A 20,244-nucleotide genomic window follows, 5' to 3' on the forward strand; every position below is an offset into this window, starting at 1 on the left:
CTGTAAATCTTGACCGGATTTTTTGAAACCAAAATCGAATACCTGAAAGGAGTGGGCCCCCAAAAGGGAGCCTTACTGAATAAGGAGCTGGATATTTTCACTTTTGGTGAGATGTTGCAGCACTATCCTTTCAGGTATGAGGACAGGACAAAGTTTTATAAAATAAGGGAAATCAAACCGGAACTGCAGCAGGTGCAGGTTATCGGAAGGATAATCTCCGTGCAGGTTATAGGTGAGGGCAGGAAGAAAAGACTGGTGGCGCAATTTGCCGATGAAACAGGAATCATGGAGCTCACCTGGTTTAAGGGCATACAGTGGGTGAATAAGAAGCTGGTAAAAGGAGTGGCCCTGGTGGCTTTTGGCAAGCCCCAGCTTTTTGGCAGTCGATTCAGTATGGCACATCCCGAGCTTGAACCCCTGACAGGAAAGCAGGACAAAGGGCCATATTTTCAACCCGTTTATCACACAACGGAAAAGTTGAGAGCCAAATTTCTTGACAGTAGGGGAATTTCCCGGATTCTGGCCGGCTTGTTGCCCCTGGCTTTTTCTAAGATACCCGAAACGCTACCTTCAAGGCTTTGTGAGTCCATGCAACTGGTTTCAAAGCAAGTAGCCATACAGGAAATCCACTTTCCTTCCAGCCCCGGGAACCTCAGGAAGGCCAGTTATCGGTTGAAATTTGAAGAGTTTTTCTTTTTGCAGCTACGCTTATTGAAATTGAAGTTGGCAAGGACGGAGAAATTCAGGGGCAAGGTTCTGGGTCAGACCCAATTATTAACGCAATTTTACAAAGAACACCTGCCTTTTGAGCTTACAGGGGCACAAAAAAGGGTCATCAAAGAGATTTACGCCGACCTCAAGTCCGGATTGCAGATGAACCGCCTCATCCAGGGGGATGTAGGTTCCGGTAAAACCATCGTAGCCTTTATTTGCCTGTTGGTTGCCGTAGACTCAGGTTACCAGACCTGCCTTATGGCTCCTACTGAGATTTTAGCCAACCAGCATTACGAAGGTTTGAAGCCATTTACCGAACAGATGGGACTTAAAATTGCCTTACTGACTGGCTCAAGTACCAAAAAGCAACGAGAGGCCATTCACAAGGAGCTGGCATCAGGAACGCTTCACTTATTGATCGGGACACATGCTCTCTTGGAAGATGTGGTGGTTTTTCAACAATTGGGCCTTGCCATAATAGATGAACAACACCGTTTTGGAGTGGCCCAGCGGGCAAAATTATGGGCTAAAAACAAGGATTTTTATCCCCATGTACTGGTAATGACAGCCACACCTATTCCCAGGACGCTGGCCATGACCTTGTATGGAGACCTGGATATTTCAGTAATTGATGAATTGCCTGCAGGAAGGAAAGCCATTCAAACCGTGCACCGGTATGACAAAGACCGGCTAAAAGTTTTTGGGTTTCTTAAGAAGGAAATAGCCAAAGGCAGGCAGGTGTATATTGTTTATCCTTTGATTGAGGAATCTCTGAAAAGCGATTTGAAAAGCCTGATGGATGGGTATGAGAGCATTTGCAGGGCTTTCAATGGACTTCCCATCGGCATATTGCATGGGAATATGAAAGCTGCCGACAAGGACTTTGAGATGGCGCGGTTTGTAAAGGGGGAGACCAAAATTATGGTTGCTACCACCGTGATTGAGGTAGGTGTAAATGTACCCAATGCCTCGGTGATGGTGATTGAAAATGCGGAACGCTTCGGGCTTTCCCAGTTGCACCAGTTGAGGGGTAGAGTAGGTCGGGGATCTGACCAATCCTATTGTATCCTTATGAGCAAATACGAGTTGGGCAAGGACAGCAGGACCAGGTTGGAGACCATGGTCAGAACCAATAATGGTTTCGAAATTGCCGATGTTGATCTGCGTTTACGAGGGCCTGGAGACCTTTCCGGAACCCAGCAATCTGGAATAATGGATCTAAAATTGGCGGATTTGGGAAGGGATGGCGGAATATTGGTTCAGGCTAGGGCAGCAGCCAAGGCAATATTGGAAGCGGATCCCGGTCTTATCCAGCCTGAAAACCGGCCAATAGCGGATCAGGTATCCCGGCTCAGGAAAAATGAACTCAACTGGAGCAGGATTTCCTGAACTTATTATTGCAAAAGTAGTAAAATTTTAGGGGAAGGATTTAAATTGGTATGTTTATAGTGGTAAATGGATAAAGTACGGATAGATGATGAAGAAAAGTTTGATAATAGGTGGTTGTTTTCTTGGGATATGTCTGATCAGTTCTTGTGTACCCCAAAAGAAATACCATGCAGTGAATGTAAGGAATGCGGAAATGATGCGTTCTTTAAGAGACACGGAAAGCGATTTGGATAGCACCCGACAAAGCGTAGAAATGCTTCAAAAATCCATTGCCAACCTGAAAGATTCCCTGGCTAGGGAACAGCAGGAAAAGGCAGAATTGGCCTCCAGGCTGGAATCGGCCATGTCAGCCTCTTCTTCAGTTCGCCAGGAACTATCAGATAAAGAGCAAAGGCTGATGGAACAGCAGGAGAGACTGGATATGCTCCAACAGCTATTGGATGAGCAAAGGGCCATAATGGAAAATTTAAAAACAACCATGGACAAAGCCCTGGTGCAATATCAATCTGATGAACTACAGGTTTACGAGCAAGATGGTAAATTGTACGTTTCCATGCAGGACAAATTGCTCTTTCCTTCAGGAAGCGCCACTGTAAACAAAGATGGAAGAGAGGCATTGGGTAAATTGGCGGAAGTGTTGAACAATAGTCCTGATATTCAGGTCATGGTAGAAGGACATACAGACAATGTACCGATAAAGGGGAGATTTGAAGATAACTGGGCCCTGAGTACGGCAAGGGCATCAGCGATTGTGCGGATTCTGACAGATACGTATGATGTAATCCCGGAGAGGGTAATTGCTGCAGGCAGGAGTTATTATTATCCCAAGGCTTCCAATGATACGGAAGAGGGAAGGTCCATGAACAGGAGGACAGAAATCATCCTTACCCCACGATTGAATGAATTGTTTGAGTTGTTGCAATAATAGAAACGGATGGATTACAGGTATTATTTGGTATACAAGCCATACGGCACGCTAAGCCAATTCAGTGGAGAAGACCACACATTGGGTGAACTTGCGGATTTTCCTGATGATGTATATCCTGTAGGGCGTTTGGATAAGGACAGTGAGGGACTGCTATTGCTTACAAATGATAAATACCTTAATCACCGTTTACTGGATCCGATTTATGGCCATAAACGAACCTATTGGGTTCAGGTGGAAGGTGAAATAACGCCTGAGGCGGTCAAGGAACTGGAAGATGGGCTCAGGATTAACATCAATGGAAAAGACCATCAAACGGCTAAAGCAAAAGTTGGGGTTTTGGACAGGGCTGGATCGGTTTTGCCGGATAGGGATCCTCCCATTCGGTATAGAAAGAATATTCCTGAAACGTGGATTGCGCTGACTTTAAATGAGGGGAAAAACCGACAAGTCCGAAAGATGACAGCAGCTGTGGGCTTTCCGACACTCCGGCTTGTGCGATGGGCGATTGAGGGATTGACCCTGGAAGGTTTTCAGGTAGGGGAAGTTCAGAAAGTTGAGCAAGAGATTATATATGGATCTTTGGGCATTCCTGTACCGGAGGGCAGGATATTGACCGGGCACAGGCCCAAATTTCATAAAACAAAAAAGAAGAAAAGGTTCTGAATTGTTATAGACCGCGAATTATTCTAATTTAGGCTTCTATTTTGAACAGAGTTCTTAATTTTAGATAGAAAAAACACTATTGAAATAATTAGATTCCACTATGCATCAGGAGAAGATACAAGAAGTTATCAATGAAGTTAAAAAAGTCGTTGTCGGTCAGGACAAGATGGTGAACAGGTTACTGATAGGCTTATTTACCAATGGGCATATTTTATTGGAAGGTGTACCGGGCCTTGCCAAGACATTGACTGTTAATACCTTATCAAAGGTGCTTCATTTAGATTTCAAGAGGATACAGTTCACTCCTGATTTATTGCCTTCCGATTTGGTGGGCACCATGATCTATAACCAGCAAAATGCCAATTTTGAAGTAAAGAAAGGGCCGATTTTTTCCAATATAATCCTTGCAGATGAGGTAAACCGATCACCAGCCAAAGTGCAGTCTGCATTGCTGGAGGCCATGCAGGAAAAGCAGGTTACCATAGGCGAAACCACTTATACCCTGGACAAGCCATTTCTGGTCCTTGCCACTCAGAACCCAGTAGATCAGGAAGGAACCTATCCACTCCCTGAAGCCCAGGTAGACCGGTTTATGATGAAGGTGAATATCGATTACCCCTCAAAAATAGATGAATTGGAGGTTATGCGGCGAATGACAAATGCTCATTTTGCCTCTGAAGTTAATCCTATTCTGGATAAGGAGGATATTTTTTCTATTCGGAATGCCATCAACGATGTTCAGATTGCCGAAGCTTTGGAAAACTACATAATCGAGTTGGTTTTTTCGACCAGATTTCCAGAAAAGTATGGCATGCAGGAAGAGGCAAAATACATTCAGTTTGGAGCCTCGCCAAGGGCTTCAATCAACCTGAATCTTGGAGCAAAGGCGATCGCTTTCCTGGATGGCAGGGATTACGTGCTCCCCGAAGATATCAAGTCTATAGCGGAGGATGTTCTGAATCACCGGATTATCCTGAACTATGAGGCAGAAGCAGATAATGTAAGTACCAGGGATTTGATCCACAAAATCCTCGAAAAAATACCCTTGAATAAGACCATTGGCGCCCGATAGCTGATAGGGTCTGGACCTGTGGGGATTTGAATGGAAAAGTATAAGCTATATTGGTTGTTACAAATTTTCGGCTGGCTGAGTTTTGCCTTGGTCAACCTGTTCTTTGTATCCCTGGCAAGGGGAATAACTCCCATACAAATTGGTGCGTATTTTTCGCTGGCCATATTCTATTTCCTTTCTACCCATTTTTTCAGGTTTTTGATCAAAAACAAGAATTGGCTGGAATACCCGTTGACCAAATTGATCAGTCATGTATTGATTGCGGTTTTGGTGTTGAGCATATTAAACACATTTGCCCAGATCATTATTAACTGGATATTTGGCACCTTACACATGTTGGAGGATTTCAGGCCTCTGGTATTGCTTGCCAATCTGTTTACCAGTTTTCTTTATTATTCGCTCTGGTCCCTGATGTATTTTTTGTTTTATTTTTTGGATAACTATAACGCCAGCTTGAAATATCAGGCAAGAATCAATGAAATCAAATTGATTCATCTAAGAAATCAACTGAATCCTCATTTTATATTTAATGCATTAAATAGTGTCAGGGCCCTGGTGGATGAAAATCCCGCCAAGGCAAAATCTGCGATTACCCAATTATCCAATATCCTTAGGTATTCGCTTATCATGGATAAACACAAAACCATTCCGCTTTCTGAGGAAATGAATACCGTTAAGGATTACCTGAATTTGGAATCTATAAGGTTTGAGGAGCGGCTGAAGGTGATCTATGATATCGAGAAAGAAGCTCAGCAATACAGGATACCCCCCATGATGTTGCAGACAATTGTAGAAAATGGAATCAAACATGGTATTTCTAATTTGATCAGGGGGGGCTTGATTGAAATCAAATGTACGATTGGCTTACTGGACGATTTGTATATTTGGGTTCGGAATAGTGGGCACCTCAAGCAGGACGGCAACACAAAAAAAAAGGGAGAAGGTCATGGGATTTCCAACACCATACAGCGATTAAAATTGATATATGGAAACCGGGCCAGCTTTAAAATTTTCAACTATGGAGACGAATTTGTGGTGACAGAATTAAAAATTCCAAAACAAAGCCTTAATTTAGACTAAAATTAAAAGAAATATGCGTGTATTAGTAGTAGATGATGAACGATTGGCCAGGAAGGAACTCATTAACCTCTTGAATCAAAATCAGAATATTGAGGTTTTAGGAGAGGCTGCCAATGTGGATGATGCAAAGGAAAAGATTGAGTCATTGCAGCCGGATGTACTTTTTCTGGATATTCAAATGCCTGAAAAAACAGGTTTTGACCTGCTTGAGGAGTTGGATCATGTGCCTCTTGTCGTTTTTATCACTGCCTATGACGAGTTTGCACTACAGGCTTTTCAAGTCAATGCGCTTGATTACCTGCTGAAGCCCATTGAACCTGAAAGATTAACCGAGACGCTTAAAAAGCTGGAAAAAAAGCTGGAAGAACTCAAGAAGGAGGAAGAGACTTCCGAAGATACCCCCAAATCCAAACTTTCACTGAATGATCAGGTGTTTGTCAAAGATGGTGACAAGTGTTGGTTTGTGAAGCTTTCCAATGTGAGGCTTTTTGAATCAGACGGTAATTATATCAAAGTATACTTCGAAAACAACAAGCCGATGATTCATAAATCCCTTAATGCACTGGATGAGCGATTGGATGAAAAATCTTTTTTCAGGGCCAGCAGGAAACACATCATCAACCTGAGTTGGGTAGAGACCATAGAACCCTGGTTTAATGGAGGCCTGGTCGTTACTTTGAAAGGTGGTGAACGAATTGAAGTGAGCAGAAGACAGGCAGCCCGGTTTAAAGATTTGATGAGTTTATAGCAAAAGTTTTAGAAATCAACCAATATTAATGCAGTTTACTGGTAGTTCTTTGCTTTAGTTTGTATTTTAATTTGTAAATTAGTCGAAACAGCTTTTATTTAAATTTTTCCCTTAAATAATTAAACCATGAAAGAAGAAAGGATACTGATAGTAGAAGATGACATTAATATTTCCGAAAACATTGAGGAAATTTTACAACTTTTAGGTTATGTAAACATCGATATTGCCAATTCTGCTAACCAGGCTATCAAAGTGGTCAAGAAATACCGGCCAGACATGGTATTTATGGATATCAAACTGAAAGGCGATAAAGACGGTATTGAACTAGGGGAGATCATTCAACAGATGGTGGATGCGCCAATTGTTTATGTTACTTCCTACAGCGACCCTGCCATTATAGAAAGGGCAAAACGAACCCACCCGGCCGGTTTTATTGTAAAACCCTTTAACAGCAACGATATCCATGCCATGGTGGAGATCGTACTTTACAACCAAAGAACCAGACCGGCTTTGTCGGAGGGGGTGAGCACCAAGCTTGTAGAAAGCCCCTACCTGGTAGTGGATGCGGTTTATATCAAAGCGGACAATAGCTTTGAGCGAGTGGATTACGGAGATATTTATTATGTTGAGGCCAATGGCAACATGGTAACCATATTTACCAAAAACAGGAATTTTACCATCCGCAAATCCATGAAGGATATGGAAGAAAAATTACCTGCTAACCTGTTCCTTAGGGTACAAAAATCCTATATTGTGCAGCTGGGCCAGATAGAAAGTTTCAATACCAAAGAAATCAATCTCAAAACAGGTGATGTGGTGCAGGTTGGAAGGCAATACTACAATAGCTTTTTGGCAAAACTCAATACCATTACGGAGAGTTAATACCACACTGTTTTACAATAAGTCGTTTGCCAGATTTGCCAGTTCGGAACGTTCCCCTTTTTCCAATTTGATATGTGCATAAAGGGGATGCTTTCTGACCCTGTCAATGAGGTAAGAAAGCCCGTTGCTCTGGCTGTCCAGATAAGGGGTGTCTATTTGAAAGACATCTCCTGTAAAAATAATTTTAGTGTTTTCACCAGCCCGGCTGATGATGGTTTTTACCTCATGGGGGGTAAGGTTTTGGGCCTCGTCTACAATGAAGAAAATATTGGATAGCGACCGGCCACGAATATAGGCCAGGGGTTGTATGACCAATTTTTCCTGGTTGACCATTTCCGTTATTCGCTGATATTCCTTGTCACTTTCTTTATATTGATTTTGAATGAACTTCAGGTTATCCCATAGTGGCTCCATATAAGGATTAAGCTTGGACTTGATGTCCCCTGGCAAATACCCTATATCTTTGTTGCTGAGCGGAACAATGGGCCGGGCAAGAAATATTTGTTTAAAATTACTGCGTTGCTCCAATGCACCGGCCAGAGCCAAAAGCGTTTTGCCTGTTCCCGCTACCCCCTGAATGCTTACCAGCTTGATATTCGGATCCAAAATGGCATGCAGAGCAAAAGCCTGCTCGGCATTTTTTGGATTGATATTGTAGGCTTTGGTTTTGGAAATCTTGTGGAAACTGTTGTCTGATGCCTGGAAGAAAGCCAAAATGGAGGCACTATTTGAAACACCTTTCAAAATGAAATAAGTATTGTTTTGGGGAATATTTTTTTTGCTTCGTCCAAAGATAGCTTTTGCCTCCAGGGTACTGTGTTCGTACAGGTCATTGATCGTTTCCGGATTGATGTTTTCCAAGGTCTCCTTGCCTGTGTTTTCTATTTCTGAAATGTTTTTGATTTTTCCGGTTTCGTAATCCTCCGCCAGAATGTCAAGTGATTTCGCTTTTAGCCTGAGATTGATATCCTTACTGACCAAAATCACTTTTCTGTTTATTTCTGTTTGTTTCAGGCTTAAAGCAGCATTCAATATTTTGTGGTCATTCTTTTCCTCTCCAAAAATCTCGTTGGCATTCAAGGCATTCTCAGGGTTCATCATCACTTTAAAGGACCCTTTGTTTTTCCCGTTGAGGGCTGTCCAGTGCTGGATCATTTGGTCTTTTGACAGTTTGTCCAAAAGTCGGATAAAGCCCCTGGCTTCAAAATTTTTGGTGTCGTTCCCTTTCTTAAACTGATCCAATTCCTCAAGCACGGTAATTGGAATGACCACATCATGCTCTGCAAAGTTCATGATGGACTGGTGATCGTACAGGATGACAGAGGTGTCAAGAACAAAAATTTTTCTGGAAGGAGTAGCTGCTTTCTTCACCATAAAATCTGATTGAAGTTGAATGAGGCTTAATAATAATTATTTTAATCCATATTGCTTAATGAAATCCCCTAAATAAAAGTGGTGAACAATGAAGTTTTTTTTTTAAAAGCTAACTTGTTTAATCCCTGTATTTTACCTTTAGCCTCAAACAGGTATATTTTTGAAGGAAACCAAATCTCAAAAAAGGTGATATGCTATTCATTCCATATTTCCCAGGCAGCCTCAGCCTGTAGGTGAAGCATCTCTAATCCGTTTTTGGTTTTTGCCCCTCTCTTCTCAGCTTCCCGCATGAAGACTGTTGTTGTTGGGTTATATACCAGGTCATATACCCAATGGTTCTGGTTGATGGATGCAAGAGGTATATCGGCCATTTCCTCTGTTTTAGGAAAAGTACCCAGAGGCGTAGTATTGATAAGCAAAGGAAATTCTTTCATCAGTTCTGGGCTTTCCCGTAGCTTTTTATAGGAAAGCATATTATTTGAACCCTGTTGGGTATCCCTGGATACTTTCATGAAAGGGATGTTCAGGTCTTTTAAAGCCTGGGCTACGGCTTTTGATGCACCGCCCGTCCCAAGTATCAAGGCTGCAGGCCTATTAGGTCCCAACCAGTTTACCAGTGAGGTTTTAAAACCAAAATAATCGGTATTGAATCCTACCAGCTCTTCAGCTGAAATTTTGATACAATTAACCGCCCCAATGGCTTTGCATGCGGGACTCAATCTGTCGAGGAAAGGAATCACCTGTTCCTTGTATGGGATGGTTACATTCAGGCCAATGAGGGTTGGTTCCTTCACCAATACAGCAGGGAATGCCTGAATGTTGGGGATTTCATACAGTTCATATTGACATTCAGATTTGCCTTCCCGTTCAAATTTATCTGTAAAGTATTTTTTGGAAAACGAATGTGTCAGGGGAAATCCAATCAAACCAAATTTTTTCATTCTTTACTTATGCTTTGAGCCAGTCTTTCTATTCCCACTACCAATACGACCCCGATCAGAAAAGCGAGTATGGCAACTAAAAAGGCTGGTTCTTCCCCGGTTTCAGCAAGGTAAATATGGGGAAGAATGTTTTCAGTCAATAGCGGCTTTTGAATACCCATACTCGAAATTCGGTAAGTAAGTACTTTCTTCCAAGGCCAGATTTTATTGATGGAGCCAATCATAAAGCCGGACAAAAAAGAAAGGGTCAGCCCATGAAAGTTTTTTAAAAACCAGGAAATGACCCTGCTGAAAAGCAAAAGGCCGGTGACACATCCCAGGGCGAAGATGCCCAAAACCAGAAAATTACGGTCATTGACCGCCATTAGGATATATTCGTACTTGCCTAAAATTAACAGTAAAAAACTTCCCGAAATACCCGGCAAGATCATGGCGCAAATTGCAATGGCACCCGATATGAATGTCAGCCAAATATTATTAGGCAGAGAGATCATTGGTAGTTCTGTAATGAAATACGCAAGGACTATCCCAACAGGAAACATGAATATCGCCATGAGGCTCCAGCGCTTGATATCTCTGAGTATGATGATGGCACTGATCAGAATCAGTCCACAGAAAAAGGACCAAAGAGGAATAGGGAAATGTTCTATTAGAAAAGTTATGGCTTTTGAAAAAGCGAAAATGCTGGTAAATATTCCCAGAACCAGGGGAAATAAGAAGCTGCCGTTGATTTTTTTCCAGAATCCTAGAATATTAAACTGAATTAACAACTTTAGTGCTGCCAGGTCGAAAGAATTAATGCTTTCCAGTAACTCTTCATAAATTTTGGTAACCAAAGCAATAGAACCACCGGAAACCCCCGGCACGATATCCGCACTTCCCATGCCCATTCCCTTAAGGAATAAAATAATCCTCTCACCTATCCTATTCATTACCTGGCCTATTATTTACAGGATAAAATCAGTTTAATTTATTTGTTCAGGAAGAAATCAAAAGTATCTCCCCGGAGTCCCAGTCTCAGGGTTTCAAGGGGTATGATTTCATTTGGTGCAATGTTTCCCAAATTGACATTTGAGCCCAATAATTTGATAAACCAAACTTGCTGTTCTTTTTGAGGGGCCTCCCAAATGATCTTTTCTTCTGGCACCTGGGTAAGAATTTCTTCTACTAAACCTTGCCTTACTTCTCCGGAATCCCTGAATAGACCTACTGTCCCCCCTTCCCTGGACTCACCGATCACTTTCCAGGCACCTGCATTAAGTTCCTTTTGCATTTGATCGATCCATTTATAAGGAGGAATAATTTTAGCGGCATCTTTTGATCCTACTTCGGAGAGGACTGTAACCTCCTTGGCTAAAGTCTCTATATATTTGCATTTAATATCGTGATCCAAAGTAATCGATCCATCGGATACTTCTGCAAAAGTAAGTTGGTACTCGTTCAGCAAGTTAATATAATCTTCAAATTGATCGCGAATGACAAAAGCTTCAAAAAGAGTGCCCCCAAAATAAACAGGAATACCTGCTGCCCGGTAGATTTCAATTTTTTCTTTGAGTTTCTTGGTGACAAATGAGGTTGCCCATCCTAATTTCACAATATCTATAAAATCTCCGCTGGTTTCAATAAAATCCTCCACTTCCCGCAGACTCAATCCTTTATCCATGGCCATTGTAAATCCGGAATTTCTGGGCTTGGCTGTCCTCGAAGGGATGCTATTAAGCATGTAATTCATTCAATAAAATTTTGGTAAAATAGATTAATAGGAATCTTATCCTTTAAAATCTTCTCTATACTGATTGATAATTTTGTAAATTGCTTTCTGTTGTTCCAGTTCAGGCATCAGATCGAAAAGCAAAATGTGTTTTTCAAAGTCCAAAGTTAATGCATTTTCCAAAATTGAAAAGGCTTCTTTGTATTTACCGGTCTTAATCAGGTAAACCACCAGGCGGTAATACAGTTCTGCTTCTTCTGGTAACTCCTCCATACCTTCTTTTATCACGTCTTCCGCTTCTTCAAACCGGTTTTGGTCAAAATAGATCAGGGAGAGATTGATATAGGTTTCGATTATCCCTGGTTCCAGGTTGATGGCCTCTTCATAAGCTTCCGAACTGGCCTGAAGATTGCCCAGTTGGTACTCAGCGCCTGCAAGCCCGACCCAATAGTTGGCGTTTTCGGAAGTCAGTTTCAGGGCTTTTTTAAAATAATGGATCGCTTCGAAATACTTTTTCTTTTTGATCATGCACATTCCCAGGCCAAACCAGGCATCATCATACTCGGGATCCAGTTTGGCGGATTTTTTGAAATACTTGAAAGCCATATCAATTTGGTCAAGTTTTTCATAGGATGCAGCCAGGTAACAGCAATTCTCTGCATTGCTCCCTTCACAATTGATGGTATTCTGATAGGCCTCCAATGCTTTTTCATACTGGTTGGTATTCATCAGGGCATTTCCCAAATTGAAATAAGCCGAAGCAAAAGCATCATCTATCAAAAGGGCATAATCGTAAGCTTCAATGGCTGCTTCGAATTTGCCCAGTCTGTTATATACCACTCCCAAATTATACCAGGCATTGGCATTATAAGGATCCTGATCTATAAACTCCTGGTAAAATTTTAAAATTTCATCAAAAGAGCCTTCCTCCTCGGTCATCATGGCCAGCTGAAACAAGGCATCTTCATGATTGATTTTTAATTTAACCGCTTCTTTAAAACAGGAAATTGCCTCGCTGTCTTTTTTCTCTATGCGATAAAAGTTGCCCAATAAGTAATACACCTCCGCCTTGTCCTCTGCCAGGGGTAAAAAACCATTGAGCAATATAATTGCTTCTGCACTTTGGTCCAGAAGTGAGAGCGCATTGGCCATGGTCAAAACGATCTCTTCATTGTTTGGAGAGAGGTTGTTAAGGTTTTCAAGCATGTCCAGGCTTTCTTCCACTTCATCCATGAACAAAAGCGATTGGGCCATCAATAGTTTGATTTCCATGGAAAAAGGAAATTTTTGGAGTGCCAATTCACAGGTTTTGAAAGCCTTTTTGTACTGTAAATGGTCATGGTAATACCTGACTATGTCCTCCAATTCCTCCTCCCCAAAAAATATTTCCAGGTTTGATTTAAGCGAATTTTCAAACCTTTGTACCAATTCTTTTTCCTGATCCGAATGATTGTCAAAATCTCCTGTCATAGGTTTGATATAAATTTATTGCTTAAGATACCAAATATTTTCAATGCCGGTAATATTCCCCGCTTTAATTTATTATCCATTAATAGAAATTTTAATTCAGGTTTTATCCATTGCCCATTGTAAGGTGTCCCTTAACGGGGTAAAGGAAAAACCAGTAATGTTTTTTATTTTACCATTGTCATAGACTATTCTGGATTGAGCTGCCCGTATGGTTTGACGGCTGATGGGGATTTTGTTATTGCTAAATCTGTTCTGAAAGCTGGCCCAGCTGACCACCAAACTGGAAAGCCAATTGCTGAGAGGCTTTTGGGGCGCTTTTTTTCCGAATACAGCGGCCATCTCCCTGAAAAAGGTCTCATAAGAAAGACTCTCTTTGCTGATGATATAGCGTTCATTCCATTCTCCCCTATCTATCAGCTGAACCATGATATTTACTGCGTCTCTGATGTCAATATAGTTTACATTTCCAAGGGGGAAATACCTGTTTTCATCCAACACATAACGGTAAATCTGACTGCTACTTCTTTCATCTTCAACCTTCCCCAACAAAACTGATGGGTTAAACACCATAACCTGCAATCCTTCCTGAGCGCCTCTCCATACCTCAAGCTCAGCAAGGTGCTTGGATATGCCATAGGGTGTATTCATTTTAGAATTGACCCATTTTTTTTCTTCGTTTATAGGCGAGTCATTACCCTCCCTACCCAATGCTGCGACCGAACTGATAAATACCAATTTTGGTTTTTTCAGCGTTAACAATGCATTCACCAGACAGGCCGTAGCATAGGTGTTGGTTTTGAGCAAAGCCTCTTTTTTTGAATCGTCAAAGGATACCAATCCGGCAGAATGGATTACCAGATCCTGTTCGCTACAGGCCTCTGCCAGCATTTCCACGTCTGTGATTTCACCTTCGTACCAATTAATGTTTTCCGCAAGCCCACCCAATAAATGGGTAGAGCTACCAGGTCTTTTTATCCCCGATAACTGTGCTTCTCCGGCTAATTTTTTGGCCAGATAACTTCCCAAAAGCCCCGTAATGCCGGTGATTAATATTTTTTTCACTGGTTCATCAGGTTCCGGGCTTGGGTTTACAGGTTTTTGTTCCAAAGGTCCATGTCCTTTAATTTTTCGAAATATTTTTCACCGGGTAATCTTTCCAACGCATCCAGGTACTTTTCATTGTGGCAATCTGTGCCCACCAATTTGACCAGGCCCATATCGATGATCTTTTCAGCAAATTTCTTTACACCTTTGGAATAATAACCGGTCAGGGAAAGCAAATTTAATTGAAAAGGGATGTTCCGATCTGCCAAAGCCTCTAGCGTGTCGCTTTCCTGATGTAAATAGATATACCTCTCGGGATGGGCAAATACCGGTTGGTACCCTGCCATTTCGAGCCGGAAAAATGTCTCCAGTAGTATGTGGGGCTTACTCATAAATCCTGTTTCGAGGAGCAACATTTTATTTTCCCCGAAGAAAAGAAGTTGCTCGTTTTTTTCTACCTTCTCAAAAAAAATTTCATCCAGGTAATATTCTGCTGCTGCTTCCAGTTCAATGTTGATTCCGGCAGACGCAGTAGCTTTTTTTAGATCATTCAGCCCATCTGTGATGATTTCAGGGGTGTTTCTGAAAAACTCGCTCATGATATGAGGAGTAATGATAAGCTTTTTTAATCCAAAAGAGGCCAGCCTCCCGATCAAAACCAGCGATTCATCCATGGTTTGAGCCCCGTCATCAATTCCTGGTATCAGGTGGCTGTGCATGTCAGCCTGCATCCAGGCAAGATCCAGCTTTTGGCCATCGGCAGATTTTTGAAATTTGTTGAATATATCGAATATAGACATTAAAGTCCTCCTCTGCTTATTTCATGAAATTTTTTCAGATCGGGCCAGTTCTGATCCTTTTCTGACAGGAGCGGATCATCCACTCCCCAATCTATGTTTAACTGTTTATCATTCCAAATGATTCCACCTTCGCTCTCTTTATGGTAGAGGTTGGAGCATTTGTAGGTAAAGACGGCATCTTCCCAAACCGCAAAACCATGGGCAAAACCAGTGGGCACATAGAGCATGTTTTGTAACGATTCATCCAAAATCACGGTATGGGCCTTGCCGAAAGTAGGGGAATTTTTGCGTAAATCTACACACACATCCAGTACTTTTCCGGAAATCACACGCACCAACTTGGCCTGGGCATGGTGGCCGGTTTGGAAGTGCAATCCCCTGACGATCCCTGCCGTGGAATAAGATTGGTTATCCTGAACCCATTTGGTGTTCATGCCATGCGCTTCAAACAGGTCCTCCCTGTAGCTTTCCAAAAAATACCCCCTTGGATCTTTAAAAATTTTTGGATAGATTTCATATACATCGCTGATTGGCGTTTCCCTGATTTCCATGTTTACTGATTATTATGTCTAAAAACATTGCAATTTGGCAAATAAGTAGTGAAAATATATCAATTATAAACGAATTTTAACAAGATGTATCGCCTTGAAGTTATGGATCCCTTAGCGAAGGAAAACAAATGGCATCATTGACTTTACCAATGATTTTGAAATTGAATCTATTTTTGGGCTTTTACGTTATTATCCTTCTGGTAATGGATTAAAAGTTAGATGAATCACATTGAATGAGTAAATACAGTAGAAAACTTGCAAAATTAACAGATACGGCGCCCAAACAGGAAACGGCAGTTTTGGTAGCGCTGATTCACCAGCATGAGTCAGATGTATTGGTGCAGGAACATCTGGATGAGCTGGCCTTCCTGACAGAAACCCTGGGGGCGAAAGCCATACATCGTTTTACCCAGAAAATGGAAAAACCGGATGCAAGGACTTTTGTTGGTTCCGGAAAACTGGAAGAGATCAAATCCTATATTGAATATTTTGCCGTGGACATGGCTATTTTTGATAAAGATTTAAGCCCGTCTCAGGTTAAAATTCTGGAAAATGAGCTCAAAATAAAAGTATATGACAGGTCCATGCTTATCCTGGATATCTTTCTGAGCAGGGCTCAAACCGCCCAGGCAAAGACTCAGGTAGAACTGGCACGGTACCAATACCTGCTGCCAAGGCTGACCCGTATGTGGACGCACCTGGAAAGGCAAAGAGGTGGAACGGCAACCCGGGGTGGAGCCGGTGAAAAGGAGATCGAAACCGATAAAAGGGATATACGGCAAAAAATAGACCTGCTCAAAGGGAAACTCAAGAAAATTGAAAAACAGGGAAATACCCAAAGAAAAGGTAGAAAAGGTATCGTTAGGGTAGCACTGGTGGGATATACCAATGTCGGAAAAAGTACGCTCATGAACCTGTTGACCAAAGCAGATATCCTGGCAGAAAATAAATTATTTGCCACCGTAGATGCTACCGTAAGGAAGGTTGTATTGGAAAATATCCCCTTTCTGATTTCCGATACGGTAGGATTTATTCGCAAACTTCCTACCCATCTCATTGAATCTTTTAAATCAACCCTCGCAGAAATCAAGGAGGCAGATCTTTTGGTTCATGTAGTAGACCTATCCCATCCCGGGTATCAGGATCAGATTTCGGTAGTAAACCAGACTTTGAATGAAATGGGAGCCGGAGATAAACCTGTGATTATGGTCTTTAATAAAATAGATATCGCACCTAAAATGCCTTCAGAGGCTGAATTGATGCTGATGTCTGAACTTGAAGTAGAAAGTGCAAACTTTATTGATTTTGGAAAACTTGAGGAAAGCTATACCAGGAAATCTGCTATAAAACCTGTTTTTATGTCTGCAGGCAATGGTACCAATATTGACGAATTCAGGAAGGTGATCACGGCAGAGGTGAAAAAAATTCATCAGAAGATCTATCCCCATTATCTGGAAGACGAAGTTTTTGATTTAAGCAGTTTTGGGATGGAAGAATGATCAGTTGCCCCGGTTGGCCAATCTTTCTGATAATTGATTGATCGGTGAACCTGGTGCTTGATCCAAATGGTATTCAAACCCCTATGTTTGACCAACACCCATCCCCTGTCTTTTACCGACAGGGTGATGGGTTTTTTTAAGAATGAAAATATCACCTTCCGGGATAGTTCTGGGAAGAATAGGATTGAGATGAGTCAGAAACTTGCCATAGGACCGGATTTTGGCTACTATTAATCACTAACCGCTTGAATTGTCCCTGAGGATCAATTTCGGTAAGGTTAAAGTGAAAAAGTTCTGGCATTCACTTTGGTATCTGCATGCCATGGGCTTTACAGGATATAGCTTTTATATATACTTTCCAATACCTATTCGATGAAATTTATTGGTGCGGATTGAAATTTTGGATCAGCCATATCCGTAACTTTGCAAACAGTACATGGAAGAATAAAATAACTAATTCTGTCGTCTTTGTGAAAAAACAGGTAAAAAAAATATTTCATTGGGTCTTTTATTTTCTGTTTGGACTTTGTCTTTTCTCTATCCTTACTGTAATTTTCTATGCCAGTATTCCTGTTTTATTCACCCCTTTAATGGGCTTGCGGGCAATAGAGCAGGGTTTTGATGAAAATAGGGATTTCCGGTTAAAAAAGGACTGGGTCAACCTTGATGAGGTCTCACCTCATTTGTATCGGGCGGTAATTGCAGCCGAAGACCAAAAATTTTTGGAACATCAGGGATTTGACTGGGAGGCCATAGAAAAGGCTTTTGAGGGAAACCGTGCTGGTAAAAGGATTAAGGGGGGAAGTACCATTAGCAATCAAACGGCAAAAAATGTTTTTTTATGGCCTCAGCGGAATTGGCTAAGGAAAGGCCTGGAGGCCTATTTTACTTTTCTGATAGAATTTTTCTGGTCTAAGGAAAGGATTATGGAGGTTTACCTTAATGTCATTGAAATGGGCGATGGCATTTATGGGGCTGAAGCAGCAGCTCAATTTTATTTTGGTAAGGCAGCAGCCGATCTTAGCAGGCAGGAAGCAGCTTTGATAGCAGCCGTTTTGCCCAATCCGCTGCGGTGGCGCCCGGATCAACCTACCATCTATATCAGGGAAAGGCAGAAATGGATCCTCAGAAACATGAATAACCTGGGAGAATTGGAAATCAGCGAGAAAAATTAAGCCTTATTTTCTAATAAGATTACGGAGCCGGCTGGTGAATCTGGGACGATCTTCCATGACATTCAAATCATCTTCAGAAATTCTTTTCACACTCTCAATGGTGTAAAAGGCCTTTTCATTGCTCTCTTTTAGTTTACCAATGAAACCAGGCAAAAACTCTCTTTTAATAACAGTAAACATCAAAATCACCTTTCCATATCTGCCCTCAGCACCGACAGAGGTAAAACGGTATTCTTTATCTTTCATGTATTCTACCAACTCGGGCAAAGGTTCGGGAGTAATTATCCTGACAAGTACCCTCCCTAAGGCGAGCCTCTCCTCTATCACCATGCCCACATAGGTTCCCATGGCATACCCTCCCGCATAGGCAACATAAGACATGGGGTTGTTGATGTTTTGAAAAATCTGCCCAATGGCGAGCAGCCAGATAAGGGCTTCAAAGAAACCCAGAACGGGAGCCACCGTCTTTTTGCCGTTCAGGACGAACATGATTCTCAGGGTATTGATGGACACATCTACTACCCTGGCTAAAAATATAAATAAAGGCATGAGCAGATAATCGAAAATAGGCTGCGAAATGCCAAAGGACGCAAAGAATTCCTGCATGTATCTTAGGATCTGTTAGACTTCACAAAATTAATTAATCCTTGAGATTTATGGTCATAATCTGAAAATACTTGAAGAAGATCAGATGGTTCGGTTTTTACCCGCAAAGTACCCAAAGAACATAAAAAAGAAAGAAGCACCCAGCATCAGGTAAATCAATAGGTTCCAATCTTGCCATAGATCAAAGGCAATGCCAAACAGCATGGGACCAAAGGCTGCCAAAAAATATCCAGCAGATTGTGCCATTCCTGAAAGACCCGAAGTGTAAAGGTCATTCCTGGTCCGCAAGGCAATAAGGGTATAGGCCAGGCTGAGGCTGGCTCCCATGCCCAATCCAACCAGGCCTATTCCCATTACATTCAACCATATCTCATAAGAGAAGAGACTGCTGAAACCTAAAATATAAATGACACCAATCGCTACTGCCATTCCGGATTGCTGGCTGAACTTGATGGCAATGACCGGAGAAAGGAAGGTACCTATCAGCCCAACCACCTGCATCATGGAAGCTATCAGGCCTGCCTGTGCAGCACTTAGCCCTCTATCGATCATCATGTCGGGAAGCCAGGTGATGAGGGTAAAGAAAAGCAGCGACTGCACCCCCATGAACAAACTTACCTGCCAGGCCAAAATGGAGCGCCATACAGATGTTCCTGATTCCTGTTTTTGACCTGAGGGTTTGGGGCTTAATTTTAATTGTGGCCACCAGACTAGCAGGGCCAAAAAAAGAAAAACGGTCCAAAACAATAGGGAGCCTCTCCAACCTAGATTTTCGGCAAGGGGCACGCTGAGGGCCGTAGCTATGGCTGCCATTAAAGACATACCTGTACTGAACATGCCCATTACTTTCCCGGTTTTGGACGGCATCCTGGATTTCAGCAACGGAATCAGCAGTACATTGCAAATAACAATTCCAATGCCGGTAAGGGCAGTGCCCAGGTAAAGTGCAAACGGCCCGGCAGATACACGAAGTACCGAACCCGCTCCTAAAACCAGCAAACCTACAAAAATGGCTTTTGCCTTTCCCAAACGATTGCCTATAGCCGCTGAAAAAAGAGAAAAAGTGGCGAAAGTCAATAGGGGCAAAGTAGTAAGGAAGCCGGCCAGTCCGTTGGACAGATTCATGTCCTCCCTGATAAATGGTATCAGGGGACCTACGGCGGTAATGGAGGGGCGGAGATTAAAAGACACCAACAAAATGCCTAAAATCAGCCAGTTATTGCTGGATTTGTCTTTCACATGAATCATTAAAGCTGAGCTGCAGGTCGAAAAAAGAGGCTTATCCAGGTGCTTTCTCTTCCGTTAAAAAAGAAGCATCCTGGTATTGGCTGCGAATTTCAACAATTTCCTGCTTTTCTCCTATGATTGACAATTCATCTTTTGGGAAAGTTTTCATTGTCCAGGATTTCTGCCAGATGGGCCAGCATTCTCAGATATTGGCCGGAATGTTTCTTAAAACTGATTAAAAAATTCATATTTTTATTTACTTCTCCTATAAAAACCAAGGTAAGACCTGATTGGTTTTTATTTTCTCCATCAAATACAAAGTCTACTACCCAAGCAGGAAGAAAGCACTTTATTTTGTAACTCATTTTTA

21 protein-coding genes are annotated in these 20,244 nt (G+C 41.9%); 10 read left to right on the forward strand and 11 right to left on the reverse strand.

Going from position 1 to position 20,244, the window contains the following annotated elements; all coding sequences use genetic code 11:
- Nucleotides 1–9: 9 nt before the first annotated feature.
- From recG to G9Q97_RS08385, 7 genes are all read left to right on the forward strand, one after another.
- Nucleotides 10–2,103 carry an ATP-dependent DNA helicase RecG gene (recG, locus tag G9Q97_RS08355; RefSeq protein WP_166145527.1) on the forward strand — a complete coding sequence of 698 codons (2,094 nt, stop codon included), beginning with the start codon at nucleotides 10–12 and terminating at the stop codon, nucleotides 2,101–2,103.
- 85 nt (nucleotides 2,104–2,188) lie between these two features.
- The gene (locus G9Q97_RS08360; protein WP_246255527.1) at nucleotides 2,189–3,028 is read left to right on the forward strand and encodes an OmpA/MotB family protein; all 840 of its coding nucleotides are present in this window, start codon (nucleotides 2,189–2,191) and stop codon (nucleotides 3,026–3,028) included.
- A 9-nt stretch (nucleotides 3,029–3,037) separates the two neighbouring features.
- Nucleotides 3,038–3,694, forward strand: coding sequence for a pseudouridine synthase (locus tag G9Q97_RS08365; protein WP_166145530.1), 657 nt, complete (start codon nucleotides 3,038–3,040; stop codon nucleotides 3,692–3,694).
- Nucleotides 3,695–3,794: 100 nt separating this feature from the next.
- Entirely contained in the window at nucleotides 3,795–4,766 is a 972-nt protein-coding gene (locus G9Q97_RS08370; protein ID WP_166145533.1) for an AAA family ATPase, read from the forward strand.
- Between the two features lie 30 nt (nucleotides 4,767–4,796).
- Entirely contained in the window at nucleotides 4,797–5,846 is a 1,050-nt protein-coding gene (locus G9Q97_RS08375; RefSeq protein ID WP_166145536.1) for a sensor histidine kinase, read from the forward strand.
- A gap of 13 nt (nucleotides 5,847–5,859) precedes the next feature.
- On the forward strand, nucleotides 5,860–6,594 hold the full coding sequence (locus G9Q97_RS08380) for a LytR/AlgR family response regulator transcription factor (protein ID WP_166145539.1): 735 nt from the start codon (nucleotides 5,860–5,862) through the stop codon (nucleotides 6,592–6,594).
- A 126-nt stretch (nucleotides 6,595–6,720) separates the two neighbouring features.
- Nucleotides 6,721–7,476, forward strand: a complete 756-nt coding sequence (locus G9Q97_RS08385) for a LytR/AlgR family response regulator transcription factor (RefSeq protein WP_073090069.1) — start codon at nucleotides 6,721–6,723, stop codon at nucleotides 7,474–7,476.
- A gap of 12 nt (nucleotides 7,477–7,488) precedes the next feature.
- Here the strand turns inward: G9Q97_RS08385 and G9Q97_RS08390 are convergent, their stop codons facing one another.
- From G9Q97_RS08390 to rfbC, 8 genes are all read right to left on the reverse strand, one after another.
- Nucleotides 7,489–8,850, reverse strand: a complete 1,362-nt coding sequence (locus G9Q97_RS08390; RefSeq protein ID WP_166145542.1) for a PhoH family protein — start codon at nucleotides 8,848–8,850, stop codon at nucleotides 7,489–7,491.
- A 194-nt stretch (nucleotides 8,851–9,044) separates the two neighbouring features.
- Nucleotides 9,045–9,791: a shikimate dehydrogenase family protein gene (locus G9Q97_RS08395; protein ID WP_166145545.1), complete on the reverse strand. Its 747-nt coding sequence runs from the start codon at nucleotides 9,789–9,791 to the stop codon at nucleotides 9,045–9,047.
- Nucleotides 9,788–10,723 carry a DUF368 domain-containing protein gene (locus G9Q97_RS08400; protein WP_166145548.1) on the reverse strand — a complete coding sequence of 312 codons (936 nt, stop codon included), beginning with the start codon at nucleotides 10,721–10,723 and terminating at the stop codon, nucleotides 9,788–9,790. Before G9Q97_RS08400 ends, G9Q97_RS08395 begins: the two co-directional genes overlap by 4 nt.
- A gap of 38 nt (nucleotides 10,724–10,761) precedes the next feature.
- Nucleotides 10,762–11,523 carry a phosphosulfolactate synthase gene (locus tag G9Q97_RS08405; RefSeq protein WP_166145551.1) on the reverse strand — a complete coding sequence of 254 codons (762 nt, stop codon included), beginning with the start codon at nucleotides 11,521–11,523 and terminating at the stop codon, nucleotides 10,762–10,764.
- Between the two features lie 36 nt (nucleotides 11,524–11,559).
- Nucleotides 11,560–12,972: a tetratricopeptide repeat protein gene (locus G9Q97_RS08410; RefSeq protein ID WP_166145554.1), complete on the reverse strand. Its 1,413-nt coding sequence runs from the start codon at nucleotides 12,970–12,972 to the stop codon at nucleotides 11,560–11,562.
- A gap of 96 nt (nucleotides 12,973–13,068) precedes the next feature.
- On the reverse strand, nucleotides 13,069–14,034 hold the full coding sequence (locus tag G9Q97_RS08415) for an NAD-dependent epimerase/dehydratase family protein (protein WP_166145557.1): 966 nt from the start codon (nucleotides 14,032–14,034) through the stop codon (nucleotides 13,069–13,071).
- Nucleotides 14,035–14,060: 26 nt separating this feature from the next.
- A complete protein-coding gene (locus G9Q97_RS08420) occupies nucleotides 14,061–14,816 on the reverse strand; it encodes a tyrosine-protein phosphatase (RefSeq protein WP_166145560.1) in 756 nt (251 codons plus the stop codon).
- The gene (rfbC, locus tag G9Q97_RS08425) at nucleotides 14,816–15,367 is read right to left on the reverse strand and encodes a dTDP-4-dehydrorhamnose 3,5-epimerase (RefSeq protein WP_166145563.1); all 552 of its coding nucleotides are present in this window, start codon (nucleotides 15,365–15,367) and stop codon (nucleotides 14,816–14,818) included. The genes G9Q97_RS08420 and rfbC overlap by 1 nt, the downstream gene beginning before the upstream one ends.
- A gap of 233 nt (nucleotides 15,368–15,600) precedes the next feature.
- Between rfbC and hflX the strand changes: the two genes are divergently transcribed.
- The 3 genes from hflX to mtgA all read left to right on the forward strand — a co-directional run bounded on the left by hflX (nucleotide 15,601) and on the right by mtgA (nucleotide 18,041).
- Nucleotides 15,601–16,866, forward strand: a complete 1,266-nt coding sequence (gene hflX / locus G9Q97_RS08430) for a GTPase HflX (protein ID WP_166145566.1) — start codon at nucleotides 15,601–15,603, stop codon at nucleotides 16,864–16,866.
- 87 nt (nucleotides 16,867–16,953) lie between these two features.
- The gene (locus G9Q97_RS08435) at nucleotides 16,954–17,100 is read left to right on the forward strand and encodes a hypothetical protein (RefSeq protein WP_166145569.1); all 147 of its coding nucleotides are present in this window, start codon (nucleotides 16,954–16,956) and stop codon (nucleotides 17,098–17,100) included.
- Nucleotides 17,101–17,336: 236 nt separating this feature from the next.
- Nucleotides 17,337–18,041 carry a monofunctional biosynthetic peptidoglycan transglycosylase gene (mtgA, locus tag G9Q97_RS08440; RefSeq protein ID WP_317168738.1) on the forward strand — a complete coding sequence of 235 codons (705 nt, stop codon included), beginning with the start codon at nucleotides 17,337–17,339 and terminating at the stop codon, nucleotides 18,039–18,041.
- 3 nt (nucleotides 18,042–18,044) lie between these two features.
- Here the strand turns inward: mtgA and G9Q97_RS08445 are convergent, their stop codons facing one another.
- The 3 genes from G9Q97_RS08445 to G9Q97_RS08455 all read right to left on the reverse strand — a co-directional run bounded on the left by G9Q97_RS08445 (nucleotide 18,045) and on the right by G9Q97_RS08455 (nucleotide 20,239).
- Complete coding sequence (locus G9Q97_RS08445) at nucleotides 18,045–18,647, reverse strand: DUF2179 domain-containing protein (protein ID WP_166145575.1); 603 nt, start codon at nucleotides 18,645–18,647, stop codon at nucleotides 18,045–18,047.
- Between the two features lie 81 nt (nucleotides 18,648–18,728).
- On the reverse strand, nucleotides 18,729–19,895 hold the full coding sequence (locus G9Q97_RS08450; protein WP_166145578.1) for a CynX/NimT family MFS transporter: 1,167 nt from the start codon (nucleotides 19,893–19,895) through the stop codon (nucleotides 18,729–18,731).
- 125 nt (nucleotides 19,896–20,020) lie between these two features.
- A complete protein-coding gene (locus G9Q97_RS08455; protein WP_166145581.1) occupies nucleotides 20,021–20,239 on the reverse strand; it encodes a PTS sugar transporter subunit IIA in 219 nt (72 codons plus the stop codon).
- Between the last annotated feature and the right edge of the window lie 5 nt (nucleotides 20,240–20,244).

It is taken from the genome of Cyclobacterium plantarum, assembly GCF_011290685.1.
GTDB lineage: Bacteria > Bacteroidota > Bacteroidia > Cytophagales > Cyclobacteriaceae > Cyclobacterium > Cyclobacterium plantarum.

Coding starts and splice junctions, on each gene's coding strand:
- G9Q97_RS08445 (WP_166145575.1), bottom strand. CDS start 18,647: ATGCAGGAATTCTTTGCGTCCTTTGGCATTTCGCAGCCTATTTTCGAT.
- G9Q97_RS08390 (WP_166145542.1), bottom strand. CDS start 8,850: ATGGTGAAGAAAGCAGCTACTCCTTCCAGAAAAATTTTTGTTCTTGAC.
- G9Q97_RS08450 (WP_166145578.1), bottom strand. CDS start 19,895: ATGATTCATGTGAAAGACAAATCCAGCAATAACTGGCTGATTTTAGGC.
- G9Q97_RS08395 (WP_166145545.1), bottom strand. CDS start 9,791: ATGAAAAAATTTGGTTTGATTGGATTTCCCCTGACACATTCGTTTTCC.
- G9Q97_RS08360 (WP_246255527.1), top strand. CDS start 2,189: ATGATGAAGAAAAGTTTGATAATAGGTGGTTGTTTTCTTGGGATATGT.
- G9Q97_RS08400 (WP_166145548.1), bottom strand. CDS start 10,723: ATGAATAGGATAGGTGAGAGGATTATTTTATTCCTTAAGGGAATGGGC.
- G9Q97_RS08380 (WP_166145539.1), top strand. CDS start 5,860: ATGCGTGTATTAGTAGTAGATGATGAACGATTGGCCAGGAAGGAACTC.
- G9Q97_RS08405 (WP_166145551.1), bottom strand. CDS start 11,523: ATGAATTACATGCTTAATAGCATCCCTTCGAGGACAGCCAAGCCCAGA.
- G9Q97_RS08365 (WP_166145530.1), top strand. CDS start 3,038: ATGGATTACAGGTATTATTTGGTATACAAGCCATACGGCACGCTAAGC.
- G9Q97_RS08420 (WP_166145560.1), bottom strand. CDS start 14,816: ATGTCTATATTCGATATATTCAACAAATTTCAAAAATCTGCCGATGGC.
- G9Q97_RS08370 (WP_166145533.1), top strand. CDS start 3,795: ATGCATCAGGAGAAGATACAAGAAGTTATCAATGAAGTTAAAAAAGTC.
- G9Q97_RS08385 (WP_073090069.1), top strand. CDS start 6,721: ATGAAAGAAGAAAGGATACTGATAGTAGAAGATGACATTAATATTTCC.
- G9Q97_RS08375 (WP_166145536.1), top strand. CDS start 4,797: ATGGAAAAGTATAAGCTATATTGGTTGTTACAAATTTTCGGCTGGCTG.
- rfbC (WP_166145563.1), bottom strand. CDS start 15,367: ATGGAAATCAGGGAAACGCCAATCAGCGATGTATATGAAATCTATCCA.
- hflX (WP_166145566.1), top strand. CDS start 15,601: ATGAGTAAATACAGTAGAAAACTTGCAAAATTAACAGATACGGCGCCC.
- G9Q97_RS08455 (WP_166145581.1), bottom strand. CDS start 20,239: ATGAGTTACAAAATAAAGTGCTTTCTTCCTGCTTGGGTAGTAGACTTT.
- G9Q97_RS08410 (WP_166145554.1), bottom strand. CDS start 12,972: ATGACAGGAGATTTTGACAATCATTCGGATCAGGAAAAAGAATTGGTA.